General features: G+C 39.3%; 17 protein-coding genes. 15 read left to right on the forward strand and 2 right to left on the reverse strand.

Annotated elements, in window-relative coordinates:
* Positions 1-3: 3 nt before the first annotated feature.
* The 3 genes from prmA (at position 4) to QYC40_RS06770 (ending at position 2,653) form a co-directional block, all read left to right on the forward strand.
* Complete coding sequence (gene prmA, locus QYC40_RS06760) at positions 4-846, forward strand: 50S ribosomal protein L11 methyltransferase (RefSeq protein WP_301993154.1); 843 nt, start codon at positions 4-6, stop codon at positions 844-846.
* Complete coding sequence (locus tag QYC40_RS06765; RefSeq protein WP_301993155.1) at positions 847-2,217, forward strand: UDP-N-acetylmuramate--L-alanine ligase; 1,371 nt, start codon at positions 847-849, stop codon at positions 2,215-2,217.
* A gap of 106 nt (positions 2,218-2,323) precedes the next feature.
* Entirely contained in the window at positions 2,324-2,653 is a 330-nt protein-coding gene (locus QYC40_RS06770; protein ID WP_149526016.1) for a helix-turn-helix domain-containing protein, read from the forward strand.
* 136 nt (positions 2,654-2,789) lie between these two features.
* On the opposite strand, the gene QYC40_RS06775 is transcribed toward QYC40_RS06770, so the two are convergent.
* Positions 2,790-3,650: an RNA polymerase sigma factor RpoD/SigA gene (locus tag QYC40_RS06775; RefSeq protein ID WP_093096797.1), complete on the reverse strand. Its 861-nt coding sequence runs from the start codon at positions 3,648-3,650 to the stop codon at positions 2,790-2,792.
* Between the two features lie 293 nt (positions 3,651-3,943).
* Between QYC40_RS06775 and QYC40_RS06780 the strand changes: the two genes are divergently transcribed.
* Positions 3,944-4,150 carry a helix-turn-helix transcriptional regulator gene (locus QYC40_RS06780; RefSeq protein ID WP_301993158.1) on the forward strand — a complete coding sequence of 69 codons (207 nt, stop codon included), beginning with the start codon at positions 3,944-3,946 and terminating at the stop codon, positions 4,148-4,150.
* Here the strand turns inward: QYC40_RS06780 and fmt are convergent.
* Positions 4,137-5,075 carry a methionyl-tRNA formyltransferase gene (gene fmt / locus QYC40_RS06785; RefSeq protein ID WP_301993159.1) on the reverse strand — a complete coding sequence of 313 codons (939 nt, stop codon included), beginning with the start codon at positions 5,073-5,075 and terminating at the stop codon, positions 4,137-4,139. The two genes, QYC40_RS06780 and fmt, sit on opposite strands and share 14 nt — an antisense overlap.
* Positions 5,076-5,155: 80 nt before the next feature.
* Here fmt and QYC40_RS06790 point away from each other — a divergent pair, with 80 nt between their 5' ends.
* From QYC40_RS06790 to QYC40_RS06840, 11 genes are all read left to right on the forward strand, one after another.
* On the forward strand, positions 5,156-6,373 hold the full coding sequence (locus tag QYC40_RS06790) for an FtsX-like permease family protein (RefSeq protein WP_301993160.1): 1,218 nt from the start codon (positions 5,156-5,158) through the stop codon (positions 6,371-6,373).
* A 108-nt stretch (positions 6,374-6,481) separates the two neighbouring features.
* Positions 6,482-8,617, forward strand: coding sequence for a cation:proton antiporter (locus QYC40_RS06795; RefSeq protein WP_301993161.1), 2,136 nt, complete (start codon positions 6,482-6,484; stop codon positions 8,615-8,617).
* A gap of 6 nt (positions 8,618-8,623) precedes the next feature.
* On the forward strand, positions 8,624-9,886 hold the full coding sequence (gene icd, locus QYC40_RS06800) for an NADP-dependent isocitrate dehydrogenase (RefSeq protein WP_301993162.1): 1,263 nt from the start codon (positions 8,624-8,626) through the stop codon (positions 9,884-9,886).
* 90 nt (positions 9,887-9,976) lie between these two features.
* Complete coding sequence (locus QYC40_RS06805) at positions 9,977-10,228, forward strand: hypothetical protein (RefSeq protein ID WP_301993163.1); 252 nt, start codon at positions 9,977-9,979, stop codon at positions 10,226-10,228.
* A gap of 114 nt (positions 10,229-10,342) precedes the next feature.
* On the forward strand, positions 10,343-10,855 hold the full coding sequence (locus QYC40_RS06810; RefSeq protein WP_301993164.1) for an RNA polymerase sigma factor: 513 nt from the start codon (positions 10,343-10,345) through the stop codon (positions 10,853-10,855).
* A gap of 76 nt (positions 10,856-10,931) precedes the next feature.
* Complete coding sequence (locus QYC40_RS06815) at positions 10,932-11,945, forward strand: FecR family protein (protein WP_301993165.1); 1,014 nt, start codon at positions 10,932-10,934, stop codon at positions 11,943-11,945.
* 43 nt (positions 11,946-11,988) lie between these two features.
* Positions 11,989-15,087, forward strand: coding sequence for a TonB-dependent receptor (locus QYC40_RS06820; protein WP_301993166.1), 3,099 nt, complete (start codon positions 11,989-11,991; stop codon positions 15,085-15,087).
* Positions 15,088-15,097: 10 nt separating this feature from the next.
* Positions 15,098-16,780 carry a RagB/SusD family nutrient uptake outer membrane protein gene (locus tag QYC40_RS06825; RefSeq protein ID WP_301993169.1) on the forward strand — a complete coding sequence of 561 codons (1,683 nt, stop codon included), beginning with the start codon at positions 15,098-15,100 and terminating at the stop codon, positions 16,778-16,780.
* Between the two features lie 4 nt (positions 16,781-16,784).
* On the forward strand, positions 16,785-19,256 hold the full coding sequence (locus QYC40_RS06830) for a hypothetical protein (RefSeq protein ID WP_301993170.1): 2,472 nt from the start codon (positions 16,785-16,787) through the stop codon (positions 19,254-19,256).
* Positions 19,249-20,205 (forward strand): hypothetical protein, encoded by a 957-nt coding sequence (locus QYC40_RS06835; RefSeq protein ID WP_301993171.1) that lies wholly within the window; start codon positions 19,249-19,251, stop codon positions 20,203-20,205. Before QYC40_RS06830 ends, QYC40_RS06835 begins: the two co-directional genes overlap by 8 nt.
* Positions 20,192-22,096: an FAD-dependent oxidoreductase gene (locus QYC40_RS06840; RefSeq protein WP_301993172.1), complete on the forward strand. Its 1,905-nt coding sequence runs from the start codon at positions 20,192-20,194 to the stop codon at positions 22,094-22,096. Before QYC40_RS06835 ends, QYC40_RS06840 begins: the two co-directional genes overlap by 14 nt.
* The last annotated feature ends 80 nt before the right edge of the window (positions 22,097-22,176 follow it).

Below are 22,176 nucleotides of genomic sequence, written 5' to 3' on the forward strand. Positions count from 1 at the left end.
TATATGAAATACTCAGCAGTTACTTTTACATCTTCAACTATTGAAGACTGGCAAAAGGATTTGCTAATTTCTGTATTAGCAGAAATTGGTTTTGATACTTTCGAAGATATTGATGGAGGTTTTGAAGCCTATATCCCTTCTGCTAATTTAGATATACAAGCTTTGGAATCTGTACTACTAAGTGAGGTTGATGGATTTGACTTAGACTATCAGGTAAAGGAAATTGAAGAGAAAAATTGGAATCAACTATGGGAAAGTAATTTCAATCCGATTCTTGTAGACAATAAATGCTATGTCCGTGCGACATTTCACGAAGATCGTCCGGAGTTCCCTTATCAGATTATCATAGATCCGAAAATGTCCTTTGGTACGGGGCATCACCAAACGACTTCCATGATGCTTTCTTTTATTTTAGAAAATGATTTCAATGCTAAAGAGGTATTGGACATGGGCTGTGGTACAGGAATTTTAGCCATTCTTGCTTCGAAAAGAGGAGCAAAGCAATTGCTTGCTGTGGATTACGACCCGATTTGTGTAGACAGCGTCATTGAGAACATCCAATTAAATGATGTTGACAATATAGCCGCTAAATTGGGATCCAAGGAAGCTATCGAAGGTTTGACTTTTGATACTATATTTGCTAATATTAACAGGAATATTTTGCTAGATCAACTAGAAACATATTCTACCTGTTTAGCAAATGGAGGGGAACTGTATCTGTCTGGATTCTATGATGGTGAAGACTTGGAAATTCTCAAACAAAAGGCCGATTCAGTTGGTTTCCAATATGTGGAAAATAAAGTTCTCGATAATTGGTGTGCAGCCAAGTTTACTAAAGCTAATTAAATGCGTATTCATTTTATTGCCATTGGCGGAAGCATAATGCATAATTTGGCTATTAACTTAGCCGAGCAAGGCCATCAAGTAAGTGGTTCTGACGATCAAATTGTCGAGCCATCTAAATCTCATTTACTTGAAGCTGGACTGCTTCCTAAAGAACTAGGGTGGTTTCCCGACAAAGTTACTGAGGATATCGACGCGGTCATTCTTGGGATGCATGCCGAGGAAGAAAATCCGGAGTTGAAAAAGGCACAGGAATTAGGACTTAAAATTTACTCATTTCCTGAATTCGTTTATGAGCAAAGCGCCGATAAAATACGGGTGGTAATTGCAGGAACTTACGGTAAGACGACAATCACAAGCATGATTATGCATGTGTTAAAGAAGCTCGGAAAGCCGTTTGACTACTTGGTTGGTGCTCAGTTGGAAGGATTTGACGATTTATTACAACTAAACCCTGACCACAACTTGATCATCATCGAGGGCGATGAATATTTTGCATCCTCTGTCGATAAGCATTCTAAGTTTTTAGAATACAAACCTAATATTGCTTTGATTTCTGGTGTTGAGTGGGATCACTTTAAAACGGTCATTGGCGAAGAAGCTTACTACAAGCAATTTGAGGACTTTATAAGAACGATTGTTCCGAAAGGCACCCTAATCTATAATAAAGACGATGAGCGCACTAGAACGATTGTAGAGCGCACGATGGATATCAAAATAAACCGTCATGGATACAAGCTCCCGGAGTATTCGATAAATAAAGGAGTAACCTATCTAAACCACGGTGAAGATCGTATTCCTTTAAAGATTTTTGGAAAACATAATCTCTCCAATGTAGCAGGAGCTTTTACCGTTTGTGAATGGTTAGGCGTCAAGCGGGATGAGTTCTATCATGCGATCCAAGATTTTAAGAGTTCTATTCGCTATCTAGAATTTGTCGCAAGTCAGAATGGCAGTGTCGTTTATCAGGACTTCGCCCATACGCCGTCGAAATTACGATCGAGTATACATGCGGTCAAAGAGCAATTCCCGAATCAAGCGCTCGTGACGGTAATTGAGTTGAATGCATACGATAGCCTCGATAGTCATGTGATTCAAGAGTACACCAACAGCATGAATGAGTCTGATTTTGCAGCCGTTTTTGTGAATATTTCTCTTTTAAAGGAAAAAAATATAGTATTGGATAATGCAATTGAAAATTTAACTCAAGCTTTCAATCATCCATCATTCCAAGTGATAACACAAATAGCTGATTTAGAGCGTTTTTTAGAGGGTTTTAAGTCAACAGGCTACAATTTGCTATTTATGAGTTCAAACAATTACAATGGGGTAAATATGTCAAGCTTTGCGGACAAATTTTTAAGAAATTTTTAAGATACTTATAAAAATTTTCTAAAATTTTAATATTGGCATTTTGAAATATACTTTATTTGTTTAAATTTGATAATTACTTAATAAATAAATATTTTACATTTTACCCATGAATGCATTAGGAAAAAAAATTAGATTACTTAGACACCAGAAGGGCTGGAGTCAGGAGGATGTAGCCAAGCGATTGGATATCTCGATTCCTGCGTTTTCAAAGATTGAAACAGGGATTACAGATGTTAATCTTTCAAGGTTAAACCAAATTTCAAAGTTATTTGGACTGTCATTAGTACAGCTTTTATCTACTTCAGATCCTGAAGAAGATAAACAAATCCAAAATGAAGTTAATGAATTACAGAAGAGATTACAGGCTCGTGAAGCTGAAGTAATTGATTTACAGAAAAAAGTAATTGATCTATACGAACAATTGCACAAGAAATAATTTTTCTTTTATCAAGATTAAAGAGTTGCCTTTGCTAGTAGTGAAGGCAATTTTTTTGTACCTGTAGCAATATAAATTGGATAAAAAAAAAGCGCAATTTTTAAATTGCGCTTCACTTATGCTTTCAATAAAATTTCTATCCTAAATACGATTTAAGAATCTTGCTTCTAGAAGTGTGGCGTAGTCGCTGTAAAGCTTTATCTTTAATTTGACGAACGCGCTCTCTAGTTAAGCTAAATTTTTCGCCGATTTCTTCAAGTGACAATTGATGATTAGATCCTAATCCAAAGAACAGAACGATAATTTCGCGTTCTCTTTCCGTTAGTGTTGCTAACGAACGTTTAATCTCTTCAGATAATGACTCATCAATTAATGAACTATCTGTATCAGGGTCGCTATTTTCTAAAACGTCAAGTAATGTGTTTTCTTCTCCTTGCACGAATGGAGCATCCATCGATACGTGGCGACCAGAATTACTTAATGTATCAGAAACCTTATCAACGGTTGTTTCAAGGATATCTGCTAACTCTTCTGGTGATGGCTCACGTTCGTATTCTTGCTCTAATTTCGAGAAGGCCTTACTAATTTTGCTTAATGATCCTACTTGGTTTAAAGGTAGACGAACGATACGAGATTGCTCTGCAATTGCTTGAAGAATAGATTGACGAATCCACCAAACCGCATAGGAGATAAACTTAAATCCTTTAGTTTCGTCGAAGCGTTTTGCTGCCTTAATTAAGCCTAAATTGCCCTCATTGATCAAGTCACCTAATGTTAGACCTTGATTCTGGTATTGTTTTGCAACTGAAACGACAAAGCGAAGATTGGTTTTTGTTAATTTCTCTAATGCTACTTGATCACCTTCGCGGATTCTTTGTGCTAGAATAACTTCTTCTTCTGCTGAAATTAAATCTACTTTTCCAATTTCATGTAAGTATTTATCTAACGATTGGGACTCACGATTGGTGATGGATTGCGTAATTTTGAGCTGTCTCATTTAATAATATAAACCTTTCTATTCTGAAATGTTCGCAAACATAGCGAAATTTCTTCATTAAATTCTAATATAATTGTAAATTATAAACTCATAATGAGTTACTTAGCGGTGGTGAGTTGAGGTAAAACTATTCACAAAAATCATTCCAAATATTGTAGTCTCCCGAATACCGCAATTATAATATTACATTCCTTACTATCTAAACTTTACTTCTCACCATTTATTATCTAGTAACTAAAACATTTTCAGTAACATTTTGTTTTGAATTTGAAACTGAAATAAATATAAACAGTATGCCGATTATGATTCACTTGGACCAGATGATGTCTAAAAAGAAAATGTCACTCAATGAATTGAGTGACAAAGTGGGAATAACCTTATCAAATCTATCCATCATAAAAAATCAGAAAGCGAAAGCTATTCGATTGAGTACCTTGGATGCTATTTGCAGGGCATTAGAATGTCAGCCTGGCGATATCTTGGAGTTTAAGGAACTATAATGGTTTCTCCGGATTTATACCCTCTAAGAAAATCTGCGACGTCCATCCGCTTCTTTCCCTCAATCTGAATTTCTCTTAGTTTAATAAATCCGTCAAGGGTTGCAACTTTCAGGTAAGTCTTACCATCGCTGATGAAACTACCTGCTTCGTAACTGTGCGGAACAAGTTCTTTTTCCGTTTTATATACCTTCAGAACTTTATTATCCAAGTGCGTAAAGGCTGTTGGATAAGGGCTCAAACCACGGATAAAATTGTAAATGGTGCTATTATCCCTATCCCAATCAATTTGACAATCTTCTTTAAAAATCTTTGGCGCATGTTTAATCTCAGACTCTTTAATTAGTCCACTTTGGGGGATTGGACTTACTGTTCCCTGCTTAATAGCTGCGACTGTTTTAACGATTAGTGCAGCACCAAGGTTCATTAGTTTATCATGCACCGTACCAGCATCATCCGTTTCTTTAATTTCAACCTCGTCTGCCAAAAGAATATTTCCAGTGTCAATTTCATGCTGAAGCAAAAAAGTCGTTACGCCGGTTTTCTTCTCTCCATTAATGACGGCATGATTAATAGGGGCAGCACCACGATAATTTGGCAACAATGATCCATGAACATTCACCGTTCCATTTTTCGGCATATCCCATACGATTTCAGGCAACATCCTAAAAGCTACGACAACTTGCAAATCTGCCTGATAGGAGCGAAGTTCCTCGATAAATTCTGGAGATCTCAGTTTTTCAGGCTGTAGAACGGGCAGGTTGTTTTCGACAGCAAACTGCTTAACAGCAGATTGATGAAGCTTTTGACCTCTCCCTGCCGGCTTATCAGGAGCCGTTACGACGGCAACTACGTTTTCACCTGCATCTATTAAAGCTTTTAACGAGGCAACTGCAAAATCGGGGGTGCCCATGAAAATTATACGCATACTAGAATCTTGATAATGTAAATTATTCGCTTGTGAAACGAATTTTTATAACTTTGCGAAGTTACAAATTTAATTTAAGCTTGAATTTTCCATTTTTCTTAGCCAAACGAATTACACTATCTGGAAATCGTACTTTCTCGAAACTTATCGTGCGAGTGACGATAGGAGCTTTGACGCTTGCTATTTTGGCGATAATTATGGCTGTAGCCATATTGCGAGGATTCAAAGGTGAAATCACCGATAAGCAACGCGGCTTCTTTGGAGATGTCATCATCTTAAAAAATGATCGTAACGACTCTTATGTGAATACGCCAATTTCGCTTACAAAAAGTCAAATTCAAACGCTAGAGGCAGACAGCAATGTAATCAATGTTTATCCTTTCGCCACTAAGGCGGGAATTATGAATGTTAAGGGGGAAGTCGAAGGTGTCCTTCTGAAAGGCATTGATCAGAATTATGATCAAGAATTCCTCTCCAAAACGATCATTGAAGGCGAGCCAATTGATTTCAAAGCCGAGAATGCCGAAAATCAATTGCTGATTTCCACGCTGATCGCCAACAGACTAAATCTTAAAGTCGGAGATGATTTTATCATGTATTTCATCCAAGAACCAGTCAGGAAACGAAAATTCACAATTCGCGGGATTTATACAACAAACTCGGAAGAACTGGATAAAATCTATGTAATCGGTTCTTTATCACTGATTCGAAAGCTGAACACTCTTGCTGAAAATGAAGCGGGCGGTTATGAAGTTCGCGTAAAAGATTTTAATCGACTTGCGAAGACAACGCAAGATGTCAATGACCAGCTGCCTATCGAGTTATATGCGACCAATGTCGTAGAACAAATGCCAGATATTTTCAACTGGTTGAATATGCTTGATATGAACGATAATATCATTTTCGTGCTGATGGTTGTGGTTGCAGTGATTAACATGATATCAGCCTTGTTGATCAGTATTCTTGAGCGATCCCCGATGATTGGTATCCTGAAATCTTTGGGTATGCAGAATCGAAAAATCCGAACGGTATTCCTTTATAATTCGCTCTATCTAATTGGATATGGCTTATTGTTGGGGAATTTTCTTGCTATTGCACTTTATTTTTTCCAACGCAGTACACATTTTTTCAAGCTCGATCCGTCAGTTTACTACGTATCCTTTGTCCCGATGGATATCTCCTGGCTAACAGTTATTTGGCTAAACCTGGCGTTGATCTTGATTGCGTTGATTACCCTATTTATACCTTCCATGCTGATTAGCAGAATATCGCCGATAAAGACCATACAGTTTAAATAGTTCAACTGCAGAAGGCCTATTTTTTCGTCAAAATTAGAATTTTCACTATCTTTCGCTAGAAAAACAATTCCGACTATTAATAGTTGTACCATAAACAAGCGAAATTATATGAACAAAGTTTTTGACCACTTAGCCCATGCTTTTGAAGCGCCATTAACCAATCCCGTCCTAATATTTTCTCTTGTCTTATTTATCATTCTCTTATCACCTATCTTATTACGACCAATTAAAGTACCGGGTATTATCGGATTGATTATCTCCGGAATGATCATTGGTCCACATGGTTTAAATTGGCTAGAGAAAAACTCAGCGGTCGATTTGTTCTCAACGATCGGCTTGCTCTACATCATGTTTATTGCAGGTTTAGAGCTGGATATGAACGAGTTTAAAAAAACCAAACACAAGAGTTTAATGTTCGGTTTCTTTACATTCATCATTCCGATTTCTATAGGCTTTCCAGTCTGTTATTATATTCTGGATTATAGCTTGCTTACGAGTATCCTCATCGCGAGTATGTTCGCAACGCATACCTTAGTTTCTTACCCGATTGTTAACCGCTACGGTATTTCAAAAAATGAAGCGGTCGCTATCACTATTGGCGGTACTATTTTAACCGATACTGCCGTGCTTATCATCTTAGCGGTAATCAAAGGAGCCTCCCAAGGCGATATCAATAATGAATTTTGGGTAACATTAGGTGTGTCCTTTGCCATCTTCCTGTTTATTATGTTCGGCATCATCCCGAAGATTGCCAAATGGTTTTTCGAAAAGATTGAAGGCGAAAAAACAGTGCATTACATATTTGTTCTGACCGTTGTATTTTTTGCGGCATTCCTTGCTGAGATGGCCAATTTAGAGCCGATCATCGGAGCATTCGTCGCAGGGTTAGCCTTGAACAAATTGATTCCTCATTCTTCCGCTTTAATGAACAGAGTGGAGTTTATTGGTAATGCCATATTTATTCCGTTCTTCCTAATTTCTGTGGGGATGATCGTTGATATTGGCGTGTTTACAAAAGCGGAAGGGCTGACTGTATTTTATGTTGCTGGAGTTCTAACGCTCGTGGGAGTGGTTGGGAAATTCCTGGCAGCCACCGCTACGCAGTGGGTGTTTAAATACAACAACAATGAAAGGAACCTGATATTCGGTCTTAGTAATGCTCATGCTGCTGCGACGCTTGCTATCATTATGGTGGGGTATAACAATAATATTATTGATGAAAACGTCTTGAACGGAACAATTGTCTTAATATTAGTGAGTTGTATTATTGCATCTATTGTCACAGAGAACGCATCCAAGAAAATTGTTATGGCGGGTCATCAAGATCAGGAACATATGGAACATGTGGAAGAGCATGAGGAGCAGATCTTGATCCCTATTGCAAACCTCAACAATATGGAAGCTATCTTGGATTTCGCAACACTGATTAAATCTAAGAAATCGCCTCACCCATTAAATATTTTAAGCGTCGTTCCGAACGACGAACAGGCGGAACGCAATGTGAACCTCGCTAGGCAGAATCTAGATAAAATGGCAAAATATGCCTCTGGATCTGAAACGGATGTTGAATTGATTACAGCAATTGACTTTAACATTGCCAATGGTATCGGTCGTGCATCTCGTGAAGCCTTCGCAGACTGTCTTATCCTTGGCTGGCCGTCAGCAACTTCATTTGTCGAAAAAATCGTTGGGGAAAAAACAGAGAGTATATTGAACCGAACAGATGCAAGTTTGTTTATGTGCCGCTTGGACAAACCATTTATCACAAACAAATCCATTACTATTTTTGTTCCCCCATTAGCTGAATCGGAAGTTGGATTTGGTTATTGGATGGAGAAGATGAGCAAATTCGCGCAAGAGCTTTCACTGCCTATCAGATTTGTGTGTAATTTCAGAACGAAGCAGGCTATAGAAGTGATGCTAGATACCCTGAAATCAAGCATCCCAGTAAGTTATGATCTATATGAAGATTGGGATAATATCTATGGACTTGCCACATTCTCTAACGCAGATTCCCTGTTGGTCTTTGTCTCCTCACGTTATGGTGAAGTATCCTATAGAGATTCACTTGATGGTTTGGCAAAGCGCGTAGGGAAGTATTATAAGAATCAAAATCTAATCTTAATCTTTCCATCACGTGTTGCAGACATGCATATCGATGAGTACGAAGATGTTCAAACTGCACCAATTTTCCGCAAAATCAGCCGCGAAATTGGCAACATGTTTGGAAAAGATAAAAACTAAAACATAATGAACGATAGAATAACAATTGACGGTTCGGGAAAATTGAATGTCCCAGAGCAAGTCAGCATACCCTTCATCATCGGAGACGGTATTGGACCTGACATCTGGCATGCCTCTGTCCGCGTCTTCGACGCTGCTGTCGCGAAGGCATACAACAATCAAAGGAAGATCAACTGGTTGGAAGTACTAGCTGGCGAAAAGGCATTCAACGAAACAGGAAACTGGTTACCAGATGCAACACTCGATACATTCAAAGAATATCTGGTGGGTATCAAAGGACCATTAACGACACCTATCGGTGGAGGGATTCGCTCATTGAACGTTGCTTTGCGCAAGGAATTGGATCTTTATGTTTGTCAACGACCTACGAAATGGTACGAAGGTGTGCCATCTCCCGTGAAGCATCCTGAGAAGGTGGATATGGTCGTATTTCGTGAAAATACTGAAGATATTTATGCAGGGATTGAGTTCGCTGCAGGCACGGCCGAAGCCAGACGCATTCAAGATTTCCTTAAAGACGATTTAAGCGTAGATTATAACTTCACAAATACAACAGGGGTTGGATTAAAGTTCGTTTCAGAGGAAGGCTCCAAACGCCTGATAAGAGCAGCGATTGAGTTTGCAATTGCGGAAGGAAGAAAATCCATTACCATTGTACACAAGGGCAACATCATGAAATATACGGAGGGTGCCTTTAAAAATTGGGGTTATCAACTTGCAGAGTCGGAATTCGGAGAAAAGTTATACACTTGGAATCAATGGGAAAAGACCAAGGAAGCCAGTGGTGCCGACGCAGCTAATGCGGAACAGAAAGCAGCAGAGGCTGCAGGGAAGATTATCGTAAAGGATATCATTGCGGATAACTTCTTACAACAAATTTTACTCGCTCCTCAAGATTATGACGTCGTTGCCACTTTAAATCTAAATGGCGATTATATTTCAGATGCTTTAGCGGCCATGGTTGGCGGGATTGGTATTGCCCCTGGCGCAAATATCAATTATAAAACCGGACATGCTATATTCGAAGCTACCCATGGAACAGCGCCACGATTTGCCAATACTGATAGTATGAACCCATGTTCGGTTATTTTGAGTGGGGTAATGATGTTGGATTACATGGGCTGGAATGAAGCGGCCGACACCATCGTGAAAGCTGTTGCCCAGACTATCAAGGAAAAGACGGTTACTGTTGATTTCTATAATTTAATGGGAGATGCAACACTGCTTAAAACCAGTGAGTTTGCTAATAAAGTGATTGAAAAACTATAAAACATTATATTATTATTCGAAAAAAGCTGAACTTTAATTGGTTCAGCTTTTTTATGTTTTTGGAAGCCAAGAAGAAAGTAAACTAATATCATGATCGAAATACCAAATTTTGTAACAGTCTCGAATATCTTTTCTGAAGAAGAAATTAATAAGTTGAAAAGCATCGATCAACTTCCTGCAGAGACGGAAATAGACGCATATCAATATCAACCCGAAATCCAAGAGCTTCTGAATGCTTTTATCGGTGATGAATCAACCCGCATAACCCACCAACTTTTAAAGGCTAAGGAATTAATACAACGTAATGAACTCCTGAATGCCTGGAAAATCATCCTCCTATAGCTTAGTTCAAATTTCGACGGCTATAGTAAAATTCCATAATTATCCTTAATTTGGATACTCACTGCCTATAGTATTAAATATAAATCTAACCATATAGAACAAGCGCAGCTCGATATGTATTTACAAATTGATGAGGAGAGTTTTAGAGCCGTATTTACAAAATATTACGACCGCATATATTCTGGGTTTTATAAAAAAACAGGATCTTATGAAGTTGCGCAAGACCTGACCCAACAGACCTTCATCAAATTTTGGCGATATCGTGATTCCTATACACCTGAACTTACTGTAGAAATACAATTATTCAGAAAAGGAAAACTTGTATTTATAGATTGGCTCAGAAAAGAGTCAAAGGAACGGCAAATGATCGATAGCCTCAAACAGCAGGAGAGAATTCCTATCGACGAACTCTCTACCGACCTAAAAGACTCTTTACAAAATGCCATTAATGGCCTCTCGCCAGTTCGTAAAGAAGTTTTTAATATGGCTTATATCGAAGGATACAGTCATAAAGAGATCGCCGAAAAGTTAAATGTTTCCATACGTACGGTCGAAACCCATATCTATAAATCCGTCCAACAACTTCGAAAGATACTTGCTCTCATCTACATTATGCTGCACCTTTAAAAATATTTTTTTCATGGAGTACGTAGTTTTAGTTTTTTGAGCGTATATACCTATAAAGACGCCTAAATTGTAAACCGTGAAAAAGGAGATCTTAGAAAAGTTTCTGTCAAACCAATGTTCTTATAACGAATGTAAGGACATGGCTTCCTTTTTGGAAAGTAATGACGACGAACTCGACAAGATCGAACTCTTTGAAAATCTAGCAGATCACGAAATCATCCATGTTAATCAAGCTGAAAAGGAAACTTTATGCGACGCTATTTTAGTAAAGCCAAAACAAGGATTGCTTGTCAAGCGCCTGTTAATAGCGGCGGCTGTACTACTATTCGTTGCATTTTCCTTTTACAAGTTAGGAAAGCATGATCATCCTTCTCATTTAGCGTCGCCATTATTGGTAGAGATTGTGAATAATACGGAATCTGTAGAATGGTACATCTTGCCGGATAGCAGTAGGGTAAAATTAAGCCCAGCCGCTAAGCTGACTTACAAAACAAACTTTGCGAACGATAGGGAGTTAAATCAACTGGCCGGCGAAGTCACCTATTTCGTAAAAGCTAATAAAGAAGTTCCGTTCCGGGTAATCAATCAAGGCGTTCAAACGAGAGCCGTGGGAACAGCTTTCTCTATAGACGATTATAATAGTGCAAATCTGATCATCAAGTTGTTGGAAGGAAAAATAGTTGTAGAAGATCCTAGCAATAGTACAGATAGTCAAATAAAACTGAATAACCCAACCTCAATCGTAGTCAATAAAATTGATTTTACTTACAACCATGTTGAGAACAATAAGGAGGGACATAAGAAGGCTTGGGATAAGGAGCGTAAGCAGGTACGCAACAATAATTTAAAGAGCACGATTGCTTGGTCCAATCAGGTAGTCAACTTCAGTGGCGTATCAAATGCCGACCTATTCAGCATTATGGAAAGACTTTACGGAGTCTCTATCGATGTTGAAAACCCCAAAATTACCAACGGCAATTTTACGGGCGAATTATACCAGAACGATAACCTAGAAAATTTACTTACAATTTTCTGTCAAATAAATGGATGCAACTTTACTATAGAAGATAAGATTATTAGAATAAGATAAACATTTTTTAGTAACCAATAACCATTATAAACAATTTATGACTATGAAAAGTAAAGTAATTTACCCATTGCTAATCTATGGGCTATTATCACTTTTCCAAGACGCTTTAGCACAGACCAACCTACGTGCTAATGGAAAGGTGATAAGTATTGACGGCGCAGCAATACCGGGAGCAACAATTGAGGTCTTAAATGTGAAGACAAATAAGAAGGAAACGCTGGGTTCGAACGACCAAGGTCTTTTCACACTTAATAACCTTAGCGTAGATGGTTTGTACAACATTTATGTTCACCACGTCGGTTTCCAGCGGGATTCCATTACCAACTTCGTTGCTAAAACCAACCAGACCAACAGCATTCTCATTCGCCTAAAACCGGACGACAATGAGCTCGATGAGGTCGTCGTAATCGGTTATGGAACAGTTCAGAAGAAAGATTTAACAGGTGCCATCTCATCCGTAGATGGAAAGGATATCGCAGTGCGCAAAACAACCCAGCTTTCTCAGGCCCTTCAAGGGGCTGTTCCGGGGGTTATGGCTACTAGAAATAACAATGCTCCAGGTGCTGCTGCAACGATCCGTGTTCGAGGCATTACTACCATCACAGACGGCGGTCTAAACCCATTGGTGATTCTAGATGGGGTGCCCATTAGTGGATTAGATCAAGTCAATCCAAATGATATTGAAAATGTAACAGTGTTGAAGGACGCAGCATCTGCATCAATTTATGGGTCCAGGGCTGCCGCCGGCGTAATATTGATTACATCGAAGCGTGGGAAAGAGGGTGTACTGTCATTAGAGTATAATACCGATATCGGTTGGGAGTCGCCCACAGAACTTCCAGAATATGTAGGAGCACAACGCTATCTACAACTCGTGAACGAACTTCGTTGGAATGATAATAACAACAATCAAAACGAATATCCAATCTATGCGAAAGATTTAGTGGATAATTACCTCAACCTAAACAAGGAGAACCCGAATCTATATCCAATTACCGATTGGCAAAACATTCTTTTGAAAGACAGAGCTGGACGCCAAGCACACCAATTATCGGTTTCAGGATCTGGAAAAAATCTAAGAACTAGATTCTCGTTAGGTTATGACGACACGGATGCCCTTTACGTCATGCGTAACTACGAACGATTAACGTCGCGGATTAACAACAATATTGATGTTACCGACTACTTATCGGCGGTAGTAGATTTGAACTTTAAGCGTACAACAGATAACAGACCTTCGGTCGATCCTATGTATAGAATGGGGATCACTGCACCAATTTATGCAGGCATGTGGGACGATGGAAGAGTGGCTTCGGGAAAGGACGGTGATAACATATATGGGATGCTGACTCAAGGGGGGCAAACCAAATATCAATACACGCAATTCGGGGGGAAAGTGGGAATCGATTTGAAACCGATTGAGGGGCTTACGTTGACCGGTGTGATTGCTCCAATTTTCAACTTCGACAGAACCAAAGCCTTTCGAACCAAAGTTCCGTACACCGCTTGGAACAACCCTGAGCAACGATTAGGATATATCAATGGCTATGAAACAACAAAACTTACCGAAAGTAGGGTGGAGAGTTACCAATATACAACCCAGTTTTTAGGGAACTATATGAAGAGCCTTGGCAAACATAATCTAAACTTGTTGGCAGGATACGAATTCTTCTATTATTACAACGAAGACCTATCAGCATCTCGCGATCAGTATTTGCTTAGTGGCTACCCTTATCTCGATTTGGGTCCACTGGAATTTAGAGATAACTCAGGCTCAGCGTACGAAAATGCCTATCGTTCGTATTTCGGTCGGGCGATGTATAATTATGCCAATAAATACTTTATCCAAGCAAATATTCGATACGATGGCTCATCGAGATTCGCTAAAGAATACCGATGGGGCGTTTTCCCATCTGTTTCCGCAGGATGGTCAATCTCTGAAGAAAACTTTATGAAAGATGTCTCTTGGCTTAATTTCTTAAAACTGAGAGCATCTTATGGAACGCTTGGTAATGAGCGTATTGGTAATTACCCGTATCAGTCTTTAATTCAGTTTTCTAATACGGCATTGTTTTATACAGGAAATCAAGTTACATCACAACAATCAGCTTCTCAATGGCAATATGCTATCCGCGATATCACCTGGGAGAAAACAGAATCATATGATGTAGGTTTAGATTTTGTCGGATTAAACAATAGGCTGAATGCCACATTCGACGTTTATAATAAAATAACAAGCGACATGCTTCTTGCTCTTCAGATTCCAGTTTTTATTGGTTTCGAAAATCCTAATCAGAACACTGGAAAAATGAATACCAAAGGCTGGGAATTGGCAGTAGGTTGGAAAGATAACATCAACAAACTTCGATATGGTCTTTCTTTTAATATTTCAAATTTCAAATCGGTTATGGGAGATCTAGGCGGTACGGAGTTTCTGGGCAATCAAGTTAAGATGGAAGGTAGTGAATTCAACGAATGGTATGGCTATTTGTCAGATGGATTGTTTCAAACTGCAGAAGAGGTCGCGGGTTCACCAGTTTTAAATGCCAATGTAAAGCCAGGAGACGTTAAATACAAAGATGTATCTGGACCTGACGGTGTTCCTGATGGAATAATTTCGCCTGAATATGATAGAGTATTTCTTGGCGGATCATTACCACAGTATTTGTATGGAGGACAGCTTAACTTAGGTTATGGTGGATTGTCGTTAAATATTGTAGTTCAAGGTGTTGGTAAGCAAAACGTTCGGCAGACAACAGATATGATACAACCCTATCAACAGAATTGGGGTAATTTCCTTTCGATTCTCGATGGTAATACCTGGAGTAAGTATAATACTGACGCTCAAAATCTATCAGCTAAATATCCAAGATATTCCAATACCTCGGCAACAAATAATTATGCGATGTCGGACTTCTGGATGATTAACGGAAAATATTTTCGTCTAAAATCAGTAAATGTTTCTTATCAAATTCCTGAAACCTTCTTAGCGAAATATCATGTCAAAGGCTTAGGCCTATCATTTACAGCGAATGATATTTTCACGATAAATAAGTTTCCTAAAGGATGGGACCCGGAGATGACGTCATTTACATATCCCATAACATCTTCTTTCTTGTTCGGTATAAATGTAAAATTTTAAATATAAGGTCATGAAAAGTAAAATTATATATATCGCTTTGTCATTGTTTCTGTTTTCATGCCAAAAGCTTGACTTAAATCCTTTGTCTCAAGGTTCCAGTGAAACTTGGAACTCCGATGCTGATGAACTTATCATGTCTCTCAATGATTTATACAGAGAAGCGCTATGGATTAAAGACGTAGACGATTGGACAGACGATTGGATTTATCGCGACGGGTTGACAGACATTACAAATGCAACGATAAACGGGCAATCAGCGTTCGTTACTAGTGGATGGCAAAATACGTATAAAGCAATTGCTAGAGCCAACACCGTGTTAGAGGGTATGGATCGAGCAGCAAATATTCTCCCTGAATCACAGATAAATGGATACAAAGCGGAAGCAAGATTCGTTCGCGCGGCGATGTATTCATTTTTATTAAGCCACTATAGAAATGTTGTCTACGTGGATAAAACTTTAAGTATTGAAGAAGCAGAAACGATAGGTCAGATGAATCCGGATGAATTATTAAAGAAAATTTATGAGGATTTCGATTTTGCAATTGCAAATTTAAAAAGCTCGTATAGTTCATCTGAGGTTAAACGTGCTACAAAGGGAGCAGCTATGGCACTTAAGGCGCGTATTGCACTATACGAGGGGGATTTTGCAACTGCGAAAGAGGCAGCATCTGCATGTATTGCCTTGGGATTATACAGTTTGCATACAGATTACTCAACCTTGTTTCTTTCAAAAACCAAGCAATCACCCGAATCAATATTCCTTTTACCGCGCTCGATTACATTAGGTGTAGCTTTAGGTGATCGCCAAAACTATATTCCGCGTAATAATGGTGGTTGGGCAGCGAAGGATCCTTCTTGGGATTTGTTTTTCTCTTATTACTGTACTGACGGTTTACCAGTAGATGAGTCTCCGCTATTTAATCCTAAGAATCCTTTTGAAAATCGAGATCCTCGCTGTGCTGCTACAATTGTTCCATTTGACCAGCCTTTCCTGGATATAGTCTATACGCCGCATCCTTTGGCTCTAAAGACGAAAAGGGTTTCGACAGGGCAAGAGATTACAAACAATGACAATAGGGCTGTAGCACAATATGCTTCTTTCAATGGATTGGTCTGGCGAAAAGGTGTTGATGCAGATTGGCTTCTAAACTCTTGGCGGATTGAACCAGATAATGTAATAATTCGCTACGCGGACGTACTTTTAATCTATGCAGAAGCAAAAATTGAACTAAACGAGATTGACCCAACGGTACTGGATGCGATTAATCAAGTGAGGGCTAGAGCTTATAAAGTTGATAAATCGTCTACGAATTATCCTAAAGTTACTACAACTGCACAATCAGAACTTCGTAAAATTCTTCGTAATGAACGAAGAATGGAATTTGCCTTAGAGGGACTTCGCTATATGGATATTATCAGATGGCGAATTGCAGAGAAGGTTTTAAATAGACCAAATTTCGGTTTACTTGATCCTGCAGATTTAGTTGCCAAAGTTGTTAATCCTGGAAAATGGTTTTTACCTACAGCGCCATCCATTGATGAAGATGGCTCACCAGACTTTGCCAATTTCTACAGTCAGGGTCTAATTAAGCAAATAGCAATCAGAAAATTTGACGCGAAGAAACAATATCTCTGGCCAATCCCTTCAACAGAAGTACTAACAAGCGGGTTAAAACAAAATCCAAATTATTAGCATGATGATAAAAGAAAATATTAAGAGTTTATTTCTAGGAATAACGTTTTTAAGCAGTAACCTATTGTTTGCCCAAGAACGAAGCTTTAGTGGCATTTACCCAAATCTAGCTATGTATAATGATGAAGGTGAATGTGGAACTGGCGCGGTGGTTCCTTGGAACGAGAAGTTGTATGTAATTACCTATGGACCTCATCTACCAATCGGATCATCTGATAAATTGTACATCATTGACAAGTCCAAAACGCAACATGTCTTCGAAGGAAGCGTTGGTGGTACACCCGCAAATCGCATGATTCATAAGGAGACTAACAATCTTTTTATTGGGCCTTACATTGTTGATAGAAATAGTAATATCACAACTATTTCCCCAATGGATATGCCCGGGCGTCACACAGGCCTAGCGAGGCATTTAACAGATCCTCAGAAGAAGATTTATTTTGCGACAATGGAGGAAGGTTTTTATGAGTATGATATCAATTCAAAAAAAATCACCGAGCTGTACACTGATGTCAATTTAAAAAATGAAAGCTATTTAAAAAAGCTTCCAAAATACCAAAACAAGAAGCAAAATTATGCTGATTTGCTTGGTGCTCATGGGAAGGGCGTTTATAGCGGACAAGGTGTTCTTGTTTATTCGAATAACGGTGAGTCAGGCGAAAAGGCATTAAAGCAATATGATATACCGGCAGGTTCATTATCCGAGTGGGATGGTAAAAACTGGAAGTTAGTTCGTAGGAATCAGTTTGTAGAAGTTACAGGGCCTGGCGGCATCTATGGTAATAATGCAGACAGCGATGCTATTTGGGCGACAGGATGGGATCACAAATCAGTTTTGCTTGCCGTGAGAGACGCAAAAAAAGGCTGGTCTTTTTATAGACTTCCGAAAACCAGTAGAAGCTATGACGGTGCTCACGGCTGGAATACTGAATGGCCACGAATCCGCGAAATTGGAGATTCCAATGGAGATTGTTTGATGACGATGCACGGAATGTTTTGGAAATTCCCTAAAACATTTACTTCATCGAACGCAAGTGGTATTAGACCCCGTTCATCATACCTAAAGGTTATTGGGGATTTCGCGAAATGGAATAATCAGTTAGTATTTGGTTGCGATGATTCTGCTCAGAAAGAATTTTTAAATAAGAGAAAGATTAAAGGTGATTTAGAAGGTGCGGGTCAATCCAATTCTAATCTATGGTTTGTAGATGAAGCTCAATTGGATCACTTGGGCTCAACAACAGCTGAAGGTGCCGTTTGGATAAATGACTTCTTGACAGAAAACCTAGTTTCAGAGCCATTTCTTTTAGCAGGATGGAAAAAACGGAATATTTGGCTAAAAAACCATAATGATAAGTCTGCCAAATTTGATCTAGAAATTGATGTTGTAGGGAATGGAAAGTGGACTCCCTACAAATCGATTGAGGTAGCAGCAAGTCATTCAATCAGCGAAGTGATACCTACCGATTTAAAAGGCGAATGGATAAGGATTAAAGTTAATGCTTCTGGAAAATACTCGGCCATGTTTTCGTATAGAGGAGAAAATCTAGCGAAAAAGGAGCTCGATTTATTTAGCAACTTGCCGAAAATAGGTGATATTGACTATTTGGGGGGCTATCTATACGCGCTAGGAAATAATCAGAGAAAATTGGGGGTACTTTCAGGAAAAATTCAGGATGGAAACTTTGATGCAACAGGTTACTATGAGCTTAATGGTAATATGGAACTGAAACCTGTTGTGAACTCCGCAAATGTGGAAATCATTAAAAAGAGCTTTGAAATTCCGAAAGATCTGGTTAATGTCGAGGAAAGTTCGGTTTTGGTAGTTGATGATCTGGGAAGGAGATGGAGATTTCCCAAATCGAAAGCCGCTTTTGACAACTTAACAAAAAACGGTCTTACAAGATTAGCAAGAGAAGTGGTGACAGAGAGGGATTTGATGAATCTACATGGTACCTTTTATGAACTTCCCGCAGAAAATGCCGACGGATTTGCTAAAGTAAGACCTATTGCTAGCCATGATATGGCAACCCATGATTTTGCTTCTTATCGCGGTTTATTAATACTATCGGGCGTAAACTCGAACGGGAATCAGGATAATATTATTAGATCTGAGGATGGAAAAGCAGCAGTATGGGTCGGTGCAATTGATGATCTCTGGAAACTAGGAAAACCTACTGGAAAAGGTGGGCCATTGAGTAATACGAACGTCAAGGCAAATGAAGTTAGTGATCCCTATCTTTTTGGATTTTATGACAAACGTAGAATAGAATTATCACACAACCTAAAAGAAGCGGTAGACTTTAAAATACAGTTGGACCCTTCAGGAAATGGAGAATGGTTCGACTATAAAACCCTGACGATTTCAAATAATAAGACTGAAAATTTTGTTTTCCCATCGAATATCGAAGCTCGTTGGATTAGAGTCATAGTAACTAAATCATGTAAGGCAAGTGCTATTTTGACATATGAATAGAATATTATTAATTGTTGCAATTGTGGGTTGTAATCTCTTAAATGTCACGGCCCAATCTTGGACTGCCCTCACGAAAGAGCAAGAACCCGTATTGACTCACACAGTTAATGATACGCTCAGTTTCCCTGTGTTTGTAGTTGAAGACCCGAGCACTAAAACTTTATATTACGGTACTCAACTACAAACCAATGTCTGTAACGATCAGATTTGTCTACCGATTGTGGTAAACCTATTCTGGGATCTATTGGGCAATTATCATCACTTCAGTAAAGAAGAAGATTTCCATTTCACCAAGTTCGATCACCAGTACTTCGACCAAAAGGATTACGAACGCTTGCAGAGTATTCTAATCGACAGTTTATCGCCCTTGCGCGACTACGACGTCGAAGATTTGCTGGATAAAGATGGAAAGAAATATTCCTTAGAAATCGACGCCGTGACGCGACCTACTTCACCTTTATTTTCCAATGTGACCGTACCGGGCGCTTTATACACTGTCTATACACTGTGGCATATCGTAAATGGGCCAATTAAGCAGGAGCTGCATACATTAGCGAATCAACAATATCAGAAGCGCCAGTGGCAGCGTTATTTTGCTAAGTCGGAAGTGCCGGTCTATCAGGAATATTTCTTAAAGCACTTGGAACCGACGGAAGAGAAGAAGTATAAACAAGAGGTTATCAACCTGCTATTTGCGAAAGATGATTTTACGCCACATTACGCTATCGACGTTTTGGAAACCGAAGTGCTAAAAGATCCCAATCAATACAATCCTATCTTGAAACAATTAGATAGGATGAAACCACATGTAATTACTGAAATTATAAACTCTATTTCTGCAGCCAACGAGCAGACGAAAAGCATTTTAACAGCTTTTAGCGCACAAGAAAAGGCATCTCCAAAGCAGAAAGAACTAATCGCAAAAATTTTAAATTATGAAAAACAATAGAAGAGACTTTTTAAAAGCCATAGGGATTGGCTCTGGAGCATTACTGGTGGATCCGGTAATTGCGAAAACACTCACCGACAAGCAAATAATGGAAAGTGAGCTGAAAGGACCAGAATCTGTATTTGCTATCCGTAATTTAGAAACCGACTATCTAGTGGCTGGCGGAGGGATGGCAGGTTTCTGTGCCGCGCTTGCTGCCGCTCGAAATGGGTTGAAAGTAATCTTAATTCAAAATCGTTCGAGATTGGGTGGAAATGCCAGTTCCGAAATACGCATGCATATTTGTGGCTCCACAGCCTTAGGACAGGTGTGGCGAGAAACGGGGCTGCTCGAAGAGGTAATGTTGACCGAGTCGTATATTAACCCGCAGCGTTGCTGGGAAATGTTGGACTATGTGATGTATGATAAAATTGTCTCAAATCCGAATATCACTCTGTTGTTTGACAGCATGCTTTATAATGTGAAAACAAAAGGGAAGAAGATCGACGAAATACAAGCCTACTGTTCACAAACGGAAGAAATATACAATGTAAAGGCAAAATACTTCGCTGATTGTACGGGTGATGGAACTTTGGCCGCATTAGCAGGTGCCGAATTTATGCGCGGTCGTGAGGCAAAATCGGAATACAATGAGGCGTTGGGGCTTGAAGTTCGCGACGATATCACCATGGGAAACAGCCTTCTGTTCCAATCCCAAAAACATGATAAACCGATGCCATTTAAAGCGCCTAGCTGGGCCCGAAAATATGAGTTCTCCGACTTTAAGCATCGTAGAATCCATTCTTGGGAGTACGGTTATTGGTGGATTGAATTGGGAGGACTTGAGAATATCGTACATGATGGACAAAAGATCCGCCATGATCTCATGGCAGTTGTATTTGGTGTTTGGGATTACATCAAGAATTCTGGAAATCATCCTGAATCCGCAAACTGGGCATTATCATGGTTTGGTTCCATTCCTGGCAAAAGGGAGAGCCGACGCATTACCGGAGATTACGTTATGACGCAAAACGATATTTTGAAACAAGAGAACTTTGAAGATCGCGTAGCTTACGGTGGTTGGCCATTGGATGACCACTTGCCGGCGGGGATGGATGACACTTCGCTCAGCCCATTCCGATCGATCGCTTTAAAGGGGCCTTATTCTATACCATTACGCAGCCTGTATAGCAAAACTTTTGATAATTTACTAATGGCAGGGCGGAACGTCTCGGTGTCTCATATTGCACTTTCTACAACCCGCGTGATGGCGACTTGTGCAACCATGGGACAAGCCATTGGCACCGCTGCAGCTTTCTGCGTCAAAGAAAATCTGACGCCGCGAAAACTCTATGAAAACAAAACGAAACTAAAAGAATATCAGCAGGTTTTACTACGTCAAGATCAAGCGATTCTGAAAGTGAAAAACGAAGATAACCTCGATTTGGCAAAGCAAGCTAAGGTAACTGCCTCTGCAGAACTTGCCGGCTTCGAAGCCAAAAAAGTGATCGACGGTTATAACCGCGACGTGCAAGACGGAGATAGCCATCAGTGGCGAGCGAGTCTAGCTTCGGGCGAACAGTATATCGAGCTTAGCTGGAACAAGCCCCATAATTTGAAATTTGTAGAATTCACATTCGATTCAGGACTCAATCGTCATTTACGTTTATCCGGTGAAGCGAGTGTGATGAAAAATCAGAAAAGAGGAAGACAGCCTGAAATGCTAATGGACTATAACTTAGAATTATATAAGGGCAGTACGCTGGTGAAGAAGGAAGAGGTGACAGAGAATATTCTGCGAAAAGTTGTACATAGCTTCGAAGGTATCTCGGCAGACCGCGTCCGTTTAGTTGCTAAAAAAGCACAGGAAGACGAAAATGCACGCGTTTTTGAAATTAGATGTTATGCATAACGATTAATTCTGCTTAAATTTAGACCACGATGGAGAGCTTTACCTAAACCGTTTGCTCTCCATTTTTGTAACTGAATTAC

Origin of the sequence: Sphingobacterium sp. BN32 (genome assembly GCF_030503615.1) — a bacterium.
GTDB lineage: Bacteria > Bacteroidota > Bacteroidia > Sphingobacteriales > Sphingobacteriaceae > Sphingobacterium.

Excerpts from the sequence above, each read along its gene's own strand:
- prmA (WP_301993154.1), top strand. The coding sequence starts at position 4 with ATGAAATACTCAGCAGTTACTTTTACATCTTCAACTATTGAAGACTGG.
- QYC40_RS06765 (WP_301993155.1), top strand. The coding sequence starts at position 847 with ATGCGTATTCATTTTATTGCCATTGGCGGAAGCATAATGCATAATTTG.
- QYC40_RS06770 (WP_149526016.1), top strand. The coding sequence starts at position 2,324 with ATGAATGCATTAGGAAAAAAAATTAGATTACTTAGACACCAGAAGGGC.
- QYC40_RS06775 (WP_093096797.1), bottom strand. The coding sequence starts at position 3,650 with ATGAGACAGCTCAAAATTACGCAATCCATCACCAATCGTGAGTCCCAA.
- QYC40_RS06780 (WP_301993158.1), top strand. The coding sequence starts at position 3,944 with ATGCCGATTATGATTCACTTGGACCAGATGATGTCTAAAAAGAAAATG.
- fmt (WP_301993159.1), bottom strand. The coding sequence starts at position 5,075 with ATGCGTATAATTTTCATGGGCACCCCCGATTTTGCAGTTGCCTCGTTA.
- QYC40_RS06795 (WP_301993161.1), top strand. The coding sequence starts at position 6,482 with ATGAACAAAGTTTTTGACCACTTAGCCCATGCTTTTGAAGCGCCATTA.
- icd (WP_301993162.1), top strand. The coding sequence starts at position 8,624 with ATGAACGATAGAATAACAATTGACGGTTCGGGAAAATTGAATGTCCCA.
- QYC40_RS06805 (WP_301993163.1), top strand. The coding sequence starts at position 9,977 with ATGATCGAAATACCAAATTTTGTAACAGTCTCGAATATCTTTTCTGAA.
- QYC40_RS06810 (WP_301993164.1), top strand. The coding sequence starts at position 10,343 with ATGTATTTACAAATTGATGAGGAGAGTTTTAGAGCCGTATTTACAAAA.
- QYC40_RS06820 (WP_301993166.1), top strand. The coding sequence starts at position 11,989 with ATGAAAAGTAAAGTAATTTACCCATTGCTAATCTATGGGCTATTATCA.
- QYC40_RS06825 (WP_301993169.1), top strand. The coding sequence starts at position 15,098 with ATGAAAAGTAAAATTATATATATCGCTTTGTCATTGTTTCTGTTTTCA.
- QYC40_RS06830 (WP_301993170.1), top strand. The coding sequence starts at position 16,785 with ATGATAAAAGAAAATATTAAGAGTTTATTTCTAGGAATAACGTTTTTA.
- QYC40_RS06835 (WP_301993171.1), top strand. The coding sequence starts at position 19,249 with ATGAATAGAATATTATTAATTGTTGCAATTGTGGGTTGTAATCTCTTA.
- QYC40_RS06840 (WP_301993172.1), top strand. The coding sequence starts at position 20,192 with ATGAAAAACAATAGAAGAGACTTTTTAAAAGCCATAGGGATTGGCTCT.